Source organism: Salipaludibacillus neizhouensis (assembly GCF_002886185.1).
Lineage (GTDB): Bacteria > Bacillota > Bacilli > Bacillales > Salisediminibacteriaceae > Salipaludibacillus > Salipaludibacillus neizhouensis.
This window is the reverse complement of the sequence record NZ_KZ614146.1, coordinates 1,707,128-1,720,005: the sequence shown is the minus strand read 5'-3', so window position 1 is coordinate 1,720,005 and position 12,878 is coordinate 1,707,128. Positions and strand designations below refer to the sequence as shown.

Annotated in this window: 11 protein-coding genes; all 11 read right to left on the bottom strand. The window is 36.1% G+C overall.

Annotated elements, in window-relative coordinates; genetic code table 11:
- Window positions 1-17: 17 nt before the first annotated feature.
- Window positions 18-680: a 3-oxoacid CoA-transferase subunit B gene (locus CEF18_RS08075; RefSeq protein ID WP_110935990.1), complete on the bottom strand. Its 663-nt coding sequence runs from the start codon at window positions 678-680 to the stop codon at window positions 18-20.
- Window positions 665-1,357, bottom strand: coding sequence for a CoA transferase subunit A (locus CEF18_RS08070; RefSeq protein ID WP_110935989.1), 693 nt, complete (start codon window positions 1,355-1,357; stop codon window positions 665-667). Before CEF18_RS08070 ends, CEF18_RS08075 begins: the two co-directional genes overlap by 16 nt.
- Entirely contained in the window at window positions 1,354-2,700 is a 1,347-nt protein-coding gene (locus CEF18_RS08065) for an aspartate aminotransferase family protein (protein WP_110937628.1), read from the bottom strand. Before CEF18_RS08065 ends, CEF18_RS08070 begins: the two co-directional genes overlap by 4 nt.
- A gap of 32 nt (window positions 2,701-2,732) precedes the next feature.
- Window positions 2,733-3,008, bottom strand: coding sequence for a YokU family protein (locus CEF18_RS08060; protein ID WP_110935988.1), 276 nt, complete (start codon window positions 3,006-3,008; stop codon window positions 2,733-2,735).
- A 2-nt stretch (window positions 3,009-3,010) separates the two neighbouring features.
- Window positions 3,011-4,432 carry a lysine 2,3-aminomutase gene (gene kamA / locus CEF18_RS08055; RefSeq protein ID WP_110935987.1) on the bottom strand — a complete coding sequence of 474 codons (1,422 nt, stop codon included), beginning with the start codon at window positions 4,430-4,432 and terminating at the stop codon, window positions 3,011-3,013.
- 365 nt (window positions 4,433-4,797) lie between these two features.
- Window positions 4,798-5,601, bottom strand: a complete 804-nt coding sequence (gene ablB / locus CEF18_RS08050) for a putative beta-lysine N-acetyltransferase (protein WP_110937627.1) — start codon at window positions 5,599-5,601, stop codon at window positions 4,798-4,800.
- A 64-nt stretch (window positions 5,602-5,665) separates the two neighbouring features.
- Window positions 5,666-7,054 (bottom strand): sigma-54 interaction domain-containing protein, encoded by a 1,389-nt coding sequence (locus tag CEF18_RS08045; protein WP_110935986.1) that lies wholly within the window; start codon window positions 7,052-7,054, stop codon window positions 5,666-5,668.
- A gap of 446 nt (window positions 7,055-7,500) precedes the next feature.
- Window positions 7,501-9,696 carry an RNA degradosome polyphosphate kinase gene (locus tag CEF18_RS08040; protein ID WP_110935985.1) on the bottom strand — a complete coding sequence of 732 codons (2,196 nt, stop codon included), beginning with the start codon at window positions 9,694-9,696 and terminating at the stop codon, window positions 7,501-7,503.
- Window positions 9,697-9,963: 267 nt separating this feature from the next.
- Window positions 9,964-10,683, bottom strand: a complete 720-nt coding sequence (locus CEF18_RS08035) for a 3-ketoacyl-ACP reductase (protein ID WP_110935984.1) — start codon at window positions 10,681-10,683, stop codon at window positions 9,964-9,966.
- 292 nt (window positions 10,684-10,975) lie between these two features.
- Window positions 10,976-11,584 (bottom strand): RlpA-like double-psi beta-barrel domain-containing protein, encoded by a 609-nt coding sequence (locus CEF18_RS08030; protein WP_110935983.1) that lies wholly within the window; start codon window positions 11,582-11,584, stop codon window positions 10,976-10,978.
- Window positions 11,585-11,730: 146 nt separating this feature from the next.
- Window positions 11,731-12,864, bottom strand: a complete 1,134-nt coding sequence (locus CEF18_RS08025) for a peptidoglycan-binding protein (protein ID WP_110935982.1) — start codon at window positions 12,862-12,864, stop codon at window positions 11,731-11,733.
- Window positions 12,865-12,878 lie beyond the last annotated feature (14 nt).

Sequence of the window (12,878 nt, the reverse complement as noted above, 5' to 3'; positions counted from 1 at the left end):
ATCCTCCCAATTTTTAATTAGGTGATTGTTGTTACATTATTAGAAAGAAGAAGTGAGGATGCCGTATTTTCAATAACATCATTTATTGTGTAAGGAGCCATCACCTCTTTTAATACTAACCCCCGTTCTGTCACATCAATAACTGCCATGTCTGTTATAATTAAGTTAACACAACGTTTAGCAGTGAGGGGCATCGTGCATTCCTTTAGTATTTTTGGTTTTCCATTTTTGTTTGTATGGTTCATTAAGACAATTACTTTTTTTGCTTTTTTGGCAAGTTCCATTGCACCGCCAATCCCGGGGACTCTTTTTCCAGGAACAATCCAATTGGCCAAATCCCCCTGTTCACTTACCTCTAATCCACCTAAAATGGATATATCGAGATAACCCGATCGAATCATCCCAAAAGCAGTAGCACTGTCAAAAAAAGATCCACCCGGAACAATCGTTACCGGAAAACCAGCAGCATTACATAAGTTAGGGTCTTCTTCTCCTTTTTCAGGAGATTTACCCATTCCTAAAATGCCATTCTCAGCGTGAAACATCACATCGATACTTGGGGGCAAATGATTGGAAACAAGTGATGGGATACCTATTCCTAAATTGACGATCATGCTGTCTTTAATTTCTGCTGCAGCTCGTTTGGCCATTCGATTTCGGCTATCTATTCCCATGGCCATTTCCAATCAACTCCGTTGCTTTCAATGACCATATCAACGTAAATTCCTGGAGTTTCAATTTCCCCTGGATCTAGTTCACCTATTGATACAATTTCATTTACTTCTGCAATGGTAAATGTACCCGCCATGGCTACTAATGGATTCGTATTACGGGCACTTGTTTCATAAATAAGATTGCCATACGTATCTGCTTTGTTAGCATAAACAATAGCTATCCCTGCAGTTAATGGCGTTTCCAGTAAAAATTCTTTTCCATTAACAATCACTTTTTGTTTTCCTTCCTCAATCATACTATCAAGTCCTACGTCTGTTAGAATTCCACCAAGACCTACTCCTCCTGCACGAATACGTTCTGCTAGTGTCCCTTGAGGGGAAAATTCAACTTCCATTTTACCCTCAACCATCAGACGACCTGCAACTGGATTGGAGCCAATATGAGAGACGATTACTTTTTTTGCTCTCCCTTGACTAACGATTTTTCCAATTCCGATCTCAGGAAAACCGGTATCATTGCCAATAAGAGTTAAATCCTTTACATCTTTTTCGATGATTCCATTAATTAAAGTGGGAGGACTACCGATTCCACCAAATCCTCCAAAAAGTAAAGTGCAACCATTGTCTATATGTGAAATGGCTTCTTCTAAAGTGGCAACTTTATTTAATGAGTTTGCTTTCATATGTTTTCCTCCAATCGAGCTTGAACATCACGCAGCGTCTCTTCAAAGAGAGTGACTAACAAATCGATTTCTTCTTTTGTTATAGTAAATGGTGGTGAGATGATGATTGCATCACCGTCTATTCCATCCTTTCCTGCAGAGGCTGGATAGAGAAGTAATCCTTTGTTTCTCGCTGTTTCAACGATTAGTTTTGTTAAGGTTTTTGCCTTGTTAAAGGGTATTTTTTTTTTCAAATCAGCAACAAACTCAATACCTATCATGAGTCCTTTTCCTCGGATATTACCTATTATGGGATAGTTATTTTTTAAGTTTGCTAGTTTTTGAAATAAAACAGTTCCAGATTCCTTAACTCTATCCACCAATTGATTTTTCTCAATATAGTCAATTACAGCTAAAGCAACTGCTGCTGATTGTGGGTTCGCACTATACGTATGACCACTCATGATTGATTTAGATCCGTCAACAATTGACATCATCACTTTTTCGTTTGCAAGTGCAGCAGCAATAGGGCTATATCCTGCACTCATTCCTTTTCCTAGGGCGATAATGTCTGCCTTCACGTTCCAATGATCAAGTCCAAACATTTTTCCAGTCCGTCCGATTCCTGTCATCACTTCATCAGCAATAAAAAGGATGTCATATCTATCACAAATTTCTTTGATTTGTTCATAGTATCCTTTCGGTGGAACAATCACTCCCCCAGCTGCTCCAATCATTGGTTCGGCAATAAAGGCTGCGACATGATCGACTCCAACACGCTGAATGGCTGTTTCCAGTTCGCTCGCACAAAAAAGCTGACAATCTGGGTACTCAAGATTAAATGGACAACGATAACAATAGGGAGCCGAGATCGATGGATAATTTTCCAATAGCGGGACAAATCGTTCACGCCTTTTTACATGACCTGACATTGATAGCGCCCCAATTGTTATCCCGTGATAACTAATCCAACGAGAAAGAATTTTATTTTTTTTGTCCTGCCCCCGTTCTTGCCAATACTGAATCGCGATTTTCAATGCGGTTTCAGTTGCTTCTGAACCACTGTTAACAAAAAATGACCAATAATCAGTTTCAGCATTAACAAGTTGATTTAATTTCTCTGCTAATTTCTCTGCTGGATCCGATGTAAATTGCGAACGATAGACAAAAGATAGTTTTTTTGATTGTTCATGCATGGCCTCAATAATTTCTGGAACTGTGTGGCCAAGACTCGCTGTTACAGCTCCTGATGAACCATCGAGATATTGTTTGCCACTATCGTCAAAAAGGTAAATACCTGAGCCACGAACTGCTTTTGGGTAGAAATCATCCATGTTTGGTTTAATTAATAAAGAACGTGTCATCATCGCGGTACCTCTTTCCTGTCGTAAAACATTCAGTTAAAACGAAAATAGTTTCTTTTCAACAGCTTTGGAAGACTCATTAGCTGGTCATAAGTGATGCTTTTTCCTATTTTTTCTGTATCGATTAACATCAGGTGATCTTCTAGTTCTTCAATAATATCTTCTGTTTGATATTCCATTCCGCAGGATAAACAATGAATTGCAGGTGTGTCTAAAATTTCGATAGCTCTTAATCCATCAGGAAGTTCCCAATAAACTGTACAAACAATTGATTTAGCTTCGTCCTTTTCACACCAGTTGCATCTCATATTTAGACCTCCTTCGAATCTTCACAGTTTGGAGTGTTACCTTGTTTTTTTAATTCCGCTTGATATTTCTTTTCTTTTAGTTGATCACGTTTTTCCCGTTTATCTTTTAACGTTTCATATCCTTCAATTTGTTGATAGTTTTTTCTACGGTCATATCGTTCCAATGAATTAGGAACAATTGTTTTTTGTTTATCTTGTAATAAAGATGAAATTCCTGTAATCGTGTGGTTTTCTTGGAAATTTTCATATATACCATTAAAATAGTCATCTGCTCGACCAGGAACGTAGTTTTCTGGCTCAGGGTAACTAGTGATCACACCTTCAAAATTTCGAAGAACTACTTTTTCTGAACTTTGAGAAATTAAATAGTTTGGCTGTAAAGTAATTTTGCCTCCCCCGCCTGGAGCATCGACAACAAATGAAGGTACACTATAACCAGATGTATGGCCCCGCAATCCCTCAATAATCTCTAAACCTTTAGAAACTGGTGCTCGAAAATGACTAATTCCTTCAGAGAGGTCACACTGATAAATATAATAAGGTCTTACTCTTATTTTTACTAAGTCGTAATTAAGCTTTTTCATAATGGGTAGGCTATCGTTTATTCCTGCTAAAATTACTGCCTGATTCCCTACTGGTACACCTGAATCAACAAGCATCTCACAGGCCTTTTTTGATTCTTCCGTGATTTCAATGGATGTGTTGAAATGTGTATTTAACCAAACAGGATGATACTTCTTTAAAATATTGCAAAGGTTTTCTGTAATACGTTGCGGGAACACGACAGGTGCTCTTGTACCAATTCGAATAATTTCAACATGGGGAATTTCTCTAAGGTTTTTGAGTATATATTCAAGAATGCTATCATTTATTAGTAGACCATCCCCTCCTGAGAGAAGAACATCTCGAACTTGTGGTGTCTGTCTGATATATTCAATGGCACCATCAAGTTGTTTCTTAGGGACCCCCATACCGATTTGCCCTGAAAACCGTCGACGTGTACAATAACGACAGTACATCGAACATTGGTTCGTCACAAGAAATAAAACACGATCAGGATAGCGATGAGTTAACCCTGTAACTGGTGAATCTTCATCTTCTTCAAGGGGGTCTTCTAAATCATATTTCGTTTTATAAATTTCACTATCAATAGGAACTGACTGCATTCTAATCGGACATCGTGGATCATCGGGATTCATAAGCGCTGCATAATATGGGGTAATGTTTAACGGAATTGTTTTAGTAGATATTTTAACTCCTTCTTCTTCTTCAAGAGTTAGATTAATCACTCTCTTTAGATCATTAAGAGTTCTAATCGTGTTTGTTAATTGCCAAATCCAGTCATTCCATTGTTCATCTGTTACATCCTTCCATATATCTATCTCTTTCCAGTGACGGTTTGGTTGATATAAATCCATTTTCATTAGGTTTCCTCCTAGTTAACAGCTTACCAATATACTTGCAATTGTTGTGCCAAAACGTAATGATACAAACAAGATAACCTACTTTATTACAATGACACTGAAAAAGTTCCTTTAACAGATTCAAGGAAGCAGCAATGGCTTCACCTTTGCTTTGCTTAAAGGCCACTTAAAAAGGAGAAGAATTACCTTTTTAAGTGGCCCCTATTATTACAGGATTTTTTTATTTTAATTTAAACTGTGGATGTACTCTCCTGTTGGTTAAAAACAAAAAAACTGCTCAATTATTGGCATTTTTTAATAAAATATATAGTTTTGCTTTCATGTGGTGCTGAATTTCTGGCAAAGTAATTAAAAAGTTGGCATCTCTATTTTGATAAATCCTTTACCCAGACATTCATATCTTCTAACGCATGATAAATGTAACAATTATTTGCCATTCTACCTCTGTATTCATATCCAAGTTGATAAAAAGCAGCATTCATGCCAAAAGACAGGGATCTTGCAATCGAAAATACACAAAAGATTTGTTCGTTTTTTAGATCATCCTCAAGCATAATAAGTAACTTTTTCATTAATCCATACTTTCGATGTTCAGGTGCAGTAGCACAATCCGTTAATTCTGCATGATTATATGTTTTGTTAACATCTGCTGAAGCAGCACTAACAATTTGTTTGTTACATTCGACTATATAAAAAATTGCACCTTCAATCATAACTTTTTTTACGTAATTTGGGTCATTCATCGGTGTCGGGTAAATTGGAAAAACTTGTTCATAAAGCATAGCGAGTGATTCAGCATCCCTAACAATTGCTTTTCGGTATTGGTAAATTTCAGGAATATCTTTGATTGCTATTTGATTCCGACCTGTATTCAAAATAGAAGTTAAAATTTGATCTTCTTTAATCCAATTATTATTCGTTCTCCTTTCAACTGATTTATATAAGGCCATTGCATAATTATCTGTTCCATTAAAAAAACCTTGAAAAATTGCTTCAAGTTCAAAACCGAATGAAAGCAATAATTTCCAATGTTCAGGCCTACAATGAAAAATCATTTTTGAAAGTGCATGTTCATTAAATAGATCTTGTATATCATTCACAATGCTCAGGACATTTCCACGAAAATCAATGACTCGAAGGCGTTCATTAAAAAAATCTAAGGTCAACATTGCTGTATAGTTTGAAGTTGTTAGGATTTTTGTTTCAGAAGGTGTTTTCAACGAAATTCTCCCCTCAGTTTAATTTATATTTTTTCATTTTATATTGAAGTGTTTGTCTTGGTATATCTAAAAGTTTAGCCGCCTGGAGAATGTTGTTTGATTTTTTTAGTGCCATTTTGATCATATCGATCTCTGTTTTTTCTAAAGTAACTCTAAGAGAATCTAGAATTACCTGTTCATTTAGCTTTTCTGGTATTTCTTTTAAATAAGTTGGAATATGTTCCATCGTAATCGTATCGCCATCGGTCATATTCATTGCGTATTCGATCGTGTGTTCAAGTTCACGAACATTTCCTGGCCACTCATGGCTTTTTAGTTTCCTAAGAACATCCTTTTCTACACCAAGAACTAATTTATTAAATAGATAATTATATTTTTTTATAAAATTCTCAACTAACGATGTAATATCTTTTTTTCGTTTTCTTAATGGTGGAATTTCAATGAAAATTACATTTAAACGATAATATAAATCAGTACGCAATTGTTGTCTCTCAATACAAGATAATGGGTGTTCATTCATTGCGACAATCATTCTAACATCCACTAAATAAGAGTCAGTTCCACCAACTCTGCGGATTACCCCATCTTCAAGGACCCGTAACAATTTCATTTGAAAATCGAGAGACATTGAATTAATTTCGTCCAAAAACAGTGTGCCTTTATGAGCAAGTTCAAACAAACCAGCTCTATCTACAGAACCAGTAAAACTTCCTTTTTTGGTTCCAAATAATGTGCTTTCAAGCAATGAAGCTGGTAAGGAGGCACAGTTCTGCGCAATAAAGTGGTTTTTTTGACGTGGAGATGAATTATGGATGGATTGAATCAGTAACTCTTTACCTGTTCCAGTCTCTCCGTAAATCATGACTGGAGATGAGGTATGAGCAGCCCGTCTAGCTAGATTTTTCACATGTTCCATTTCTGGACAAGCCGAGATAATATCATCGAAGTTATATTTTGCTCCTGATATAGAAACTGGTTTTGCTTTTTGATTATTTACTTTTCCTTGAAGCTCAAGCAAAGATTGAGAAAGTCTTTTAACGGTTGTTAAATCTTTGGCGATTTCCACTGCCCCCACAATTTTGTTTCCAACTCTAATGGGCAACGTCGTATTGACTGTATCGATTAATTGTCCTTTATTATTTTTATAGGTTTGTGATTGTTGATAAATTGGTTTATCGTTTTCAATGACTTTTAATAGTGTACTAGATTGTCTATTTAAAGATGGAAATACATCAAGTAAGTGTCTACCAAGTACATCATTGATTTTCACACCATCATTTGACGCAGCTACTTGATTATAAAAAATAGTCATACCATTCACATTAATTACGTGAATGGCTTCATCAATACTTGCTAATATATCCTCTAACATTTGTTTTGTCTCAGAATTATTTAATTGCATTAAAATCACCTCGAATCTTTGTACATTTATATGGATAAAAGGCTAATCCTAAAACAAAATTTTAGTGGATTTATAAAGCTTTTTCTAAATCTTCTTTTAAAATGTATTTTAATTGCTTTTTAGGGAATTTATGTATGTTACTGGATATGAGGATTTAAATGACAAATGTATTTGAGTCGGTCAAATACTTTTTACAAATGAACCTGAGAATTCACTTCATGTAGGTGAAGTGATGAGTTGTTAAATGTATTTATTCCTGTCTCTAAAAACTATCATAATTTTTCTATACATAACACTGAATTAGTCCCAATTGTAAACTTGATTATTTCTAGCTTCACCGAACGTAACAAGAACGCAAATAAACACTAGCTGCCGAAAGGTATTTTTCAGATGCTAGTGTTTGCTTTATAGTTAGACTAATACCCAAATTAAAGGTGTAATTACGTTTATTTAGTCTTGGCACTTTTCATTAGATTAAGTAAAAATCTTATAAATAAAGAATGTTCCGGATTTAATTTAGATATGTTTGTATTAGGAGCTGACCTGTCGATAGCTTCTTTGATTGCCAGTTGGCTGTTAATTAACAAGCTATCGCCATCAGGCTTAACATAATAATAATTACCTTCTTCATCTTGCTCCCGAGCTTTCACATTATCTGCCAAATATAAAAGTAACCATTCTTTTACTTTTTGTTTTAATACTTTATCAAGGACGGGAAACAGGATTTCTATACGCATTTCCATATTTCTAGTCATCATATCCGCGGAAGAACAATAAAGCCTTTCTTCTCCATTATGAAAAAAGTAAAAAATTCTACTATGTTCAAGGAACCTTCCAACGATACTTCTTACCTTAATATTTTCACTTATCCCCTCAATTCCGGGTCTTAAGCAACAAATTCCTCTAATAATCAGTTCAATTTTCACGCCTAAAATAGATGCCTCATAGAATTTTTTTATTAACACATCATCCGTTAATGAATTCATCTTTAAAATCATATGACCATTTTTATGCAGCTTGTGATGCATCATTTCCTGATCTATTAATCTAATAAATTCTTCCCGAATATCAAATGGTGCAACTGACAAATGGTGATATTTTGGTTTTTCTGAATAACCACTAATATAATTAAAGAAATTAGTAGCATCCACACCAATCTTTTCATTTGTAGTAATTAATCCAATGTCAGTGTAAAGCTTTGCTGTAGCACCATTGTAATTTCCGGTCCCTAGATGAACAAATCTTTCTATACGTCCCTTTTTCTTTCTGACAACCATGGTAATCTTGCTATGGGTTTTTAAGTGGGTCATTCCGTAAATAACATGACAGCCTTCTTTTTCTAGTTCTTTCGCCCAACTTACGTTGTTTTCTTCATCAAATCTTGCTTTTAATTCAACTAGGACAGTTACTTGCTTGCCATTGATAGCTGCTTGTTTTAACGATTTTATGATGGTGGAGTCTCTACTGACACGATATAGTGTCTGTTTTATTGCTAAAACACTAGGATCTGTCGCAGCTCTTGAGACAAAATCGTTAACCGGTTCAAAAGAATTATAAGGATGATGCAAAAGAATATCTTGGTTCAATGCAACGGTGAATATATCTTTTCCTCCAGCTAATTCAGGATTTAACAGGGGAGTCATAGGTTTATCCACTAAAGATTCGTAATGATTTTCGATCCATTTATAAAACGAAAATAAATAGGTTAAATCCAAAGGGCCATCTACGATATAAGTATCCCCTCTATGAATTTCTAATCTCTTCTGCAAATATAATAGAAGATTTTTATCATAATGAGGTCCTTGTATCTCTAAGCGAATTTCTGCTCCCCATTTACGTTTCTTTAATTCTTCCTCGATAACGCTGAGTAAGTCGGCAGCCCCATCTTCATGAATTGTTAAGTCTGCGTTTCTAGTAATGCGAAAAGGTGTCACACTTTTGATCTTATAACCACTGAACAACTTATGAATAAAAAATGAAATGAGATCCTCTAGTAGTATAAATATCTTATTTGTTGAAGAGGAAGGCACTTCGACTAAACGATCGATCACTCCCGGAACTTGTACGATTGCCATTTTGCCTTTAAATAATTTGAATTGTTCTTCATTAGAATCGTAATCGTCGTGATCGTCAATGATAATCGCCAGGTTTAAGCTCTTATTCAGAAACTGAGGAAAAGGTCGATAATTATCGATGGCTCTGGGAGTTAGGACGGGAAAAATCTCTTCGTCAAAAAACTTTTCCATCTGAGTTTTTTGAGAGTCTGATAATTGATTAACGGAGGTGATGGCAATGTCTAACTCATTTAGATAAGGGAGAAGATTTTCGTTATAAGTATAATACTGTTTTTCAACTAGTTCTTTCGTTTTTTGGCCAATGGATGATAGCTGTTGTTTTGGGGTTAATCCCGATTTATTGTCTGGTTTTTTGAAACCAACTTTTACTTGGTCTGTAAGTCCTGCAACGCGAACCATAAAAAATTCATCTAAGTTAGCACTGAAAATAGCTAAAAATTTAAATCTTTCTATTAATAGATTTCTTTCATCCATGGCTTCTTCCAGTACTCGTTGATTGAAAGCTAGCCAACTTATTTCCCTATTGTTAAAAAGTACTGGATCATTTAGTTTTCGGTTCTGATCCAATTGTAATGCCCCCCTATTAAATAAACACGATTTCTTCCTTAATTCGATAATATATGACTTTGTTTTTATTTACAATTGATTAAATATTATATTTGTGTAAATTTTTTGTAAATTGCACAAAATTAGTTTTATTAGTAGTTACATTTATAAATATGCCTCTGACTTGGAGATCATACATTAAGTAAACTCATTAAAATATAAATCAAAGAAAAGAAGCCATTTAAGAGGATTTCTTAAATAGCTTTTCTATAATATATCTTTATTAATTTAAGGATTCGTAGACCATAGTCCTGCTGATTTCACGAAAACACGAGGGTGAAGTTTTAGTTGGGAGATGATGTATTCTGCTAAATCTTCGGGCTGCATAACTTTTTCAGGGTTGCCATCAGTTAAGTTTTCTCTCATCGCAAGATCTGTAGCTACCGTACTAGGTGTGAGAGCAGACACGCGAATATTTTTCTTGCGAACTTCCATTGCGAGGGACTCAGTTAAACCGAGAAGCCCGAACTTAGAAGCACTGTAGGCACTCGTAACTGGTGCTCCTTTTTGACCAGCTGTAGAAGAAATGTTTATAATATCTCCGCCATTTTTTTCGATAAGCTGAGGAAGTACCGCTCGAGTCACATAGTAAACTCCCATTAAGTTAACATCAATGATATTTTTCCACTCTTCTGGAGTTAAATCTAGAAAACCACCAAACTTTGCAGTACCAGCATTGTTAATTAAAATATCGAAGGGACCTAGCTCGTCTGTCACATGATCTACAGCTGCCTCCACTTTTTCTAATGATGAAACATCAACTGTTGCATAGGCAACTTTTACACCGGTTTTTTTTATTTCCAAAGCTACGTTCTTCAAATCTTCCTCTGTTCGTGCAAACAGTCCAACATTTACACCTTCATTTGCTAGAGCAATTGCCGTTGCTTTACCAATCCCTTTACCTGCTCCGGTAATGAGTGCTGTTTTTCCTTTTAATGATTGGCTCATTTGATCGATCCCTCCAAGTTCCGATTCATTATCCTAAATGAAGGATAGTGTTTGTAGTATGATTATTAATCATACAAAAGGAAAATTTTTAAGTCAAAAAGACTGCCTGTTATATTATAAAAACACTGCATAAACACTAGTTGTTTTTATGCTTTCGAACAGAGGGATCGATTTCGCTTTGGGCGGACGCTTGCCGCGGGGTATTCAGTCGTTGATTTCCCACAAGAGACGCCGCATTCGCTACTTCGAGTTATTCGTTAAAAAAAAGAAAATCAAAGAGATTAGCTTACATTTACAATCCTTTTATATCAATTGAAATCATTTTATTGGTGAATGGATTGAAGATTAGGTTCGTTCGCACTAAAACTTGTTCCGAAGAAGGGGATAGTAAAGAATATTCGTATATTTCCTTCACTTCATCCCGGAAGATCTCTTCGTTATCTATAGACTGATAGCTAACTATATTGAACCTTGGGTAGGCGGATTGAATGACATTTAACAGATAAGTAGCTCTTGACTCCTGGTTGGTATCGTTAGATGGAAGAATTTCGACAGGAATGATACCCTCCTCCACGTCAGCTCCTAAGGCTTCAAAAGCTTTACGATGCAATGTAATATTCCCTTGACCAGATTCACCAATTTGATCGACTACTGTCACCGCTATTTCTTGTTCGGGTTCAGACAAATTTTTGACAATAAGTGTTTCCCCACACCTGTATGGTGTATTTGCCGCTACAGCAACTGTCATATATTGACTGTGTGACCATGGAATACCACACTTCGTTACTTCTCCCCCCTCAGTCCAAGTTGCTTCTCCTCTCACCCGCTGTTGACGATTAAATGAATAAAGGGAAGCAGTTGATGCTTCATAACTACTATTGTAATAGGATTGGTACATCATTTATTTCCTCCTTTGGCTAAGATAATCGATGCTGTGGTAAGTTATGCAATGATCAGGTTGGCCTGTGACATTGATTTATATTTAGGGAATCTAAATGAAAAAAAGAGCCCAATTTTTCGGCTCTTTTTCAGAATAAGACTATAAAATTATTCTAACACGGTGATCTGTAAACTTCGTCTCCCGAAATTTAACGCATCTTCTCGATTTGGCATGAACAGGTCAATTTTATTACCTTTAATTGCCCCACCTGTATCTCCTGCAATGGCTGTTCCATATCCTTCCACTTCAACTGTTGAACCTAATGGGATAACACTTGGGTCGACTGCGATAACTTTTTTTCCTGGATTATTTCTTAAATCTATGCCTGTAGCAGTAGTTCCCGAACAACCATTACAATACGCTGTATAAGCAGTGGCTTCCACTGTCATTGTTCTACCGCCACTCTGATTGGAACGACTTGTTTCCGTTGATTCTTCAGTTTTAGAATTTGTATTTTCATTACTAGAAGGTTCCGGTGCTTTTTCTTCTTCGCTGGACGATTCCTCAGGTTCGGTATTTGTCTCTTGCTCGCTTGCATCTTCACTACTAGAAGGTTCCGGTGCTTTTTCTCCTTCACTGGAAGATTCGTCAGGTTCGGTTTTCGTCTCTTGCTCGCTTGCTTCGTCACTAGTAGAAGATTCACTTGTGTCGGCGACAGCAGTTTCAGTTGTTTCGGTTCCTTTTACGCTGGTTGAACTTGAATTTCCCTGGATATTAATGGCCTTGTGCAGTGCCCCATATGTTTTAGGGCCAGCTAAGCCGTCAACAACTAATCCTTCTGATTTTTGAAAACCGGTTACAGCTTCATGAGTGACTGGACCAAAAACACCATCTAGTTTAGCGTTATAATATCCGAGGCTGTTTAAGGAGTGCTGAAGAGCTAATACCGCTTTGCCCTCATCCCCCTTCTCCAGAATACTAAGTGCTCCAATGGTTTGAGTTCCAGCCATTCCATCTACATATATTCCTGCAGTTTCTTGAAAATCTATTACCGCTTCTCGTGTAGCGCTGTCATACAAGCCTTCTGATACACTATTACTTATGTATCCTCGCTCATTCAAAAGTTCCTGTAGCTCTGAAACGTGGTCATTGTTCTTTCCTTCTATTAAAAGCTGATCTCCAAACTCAGCTTCCTCGTTAGCTTCACCTAATACCGGGCTCATAAAGAAAAAGGTTGCAAACACAAACAATATAATACCTATGAAATGACTCTTTTTATATCCTATTATTAAATTTCTCAATGTTGTTGCCTCCT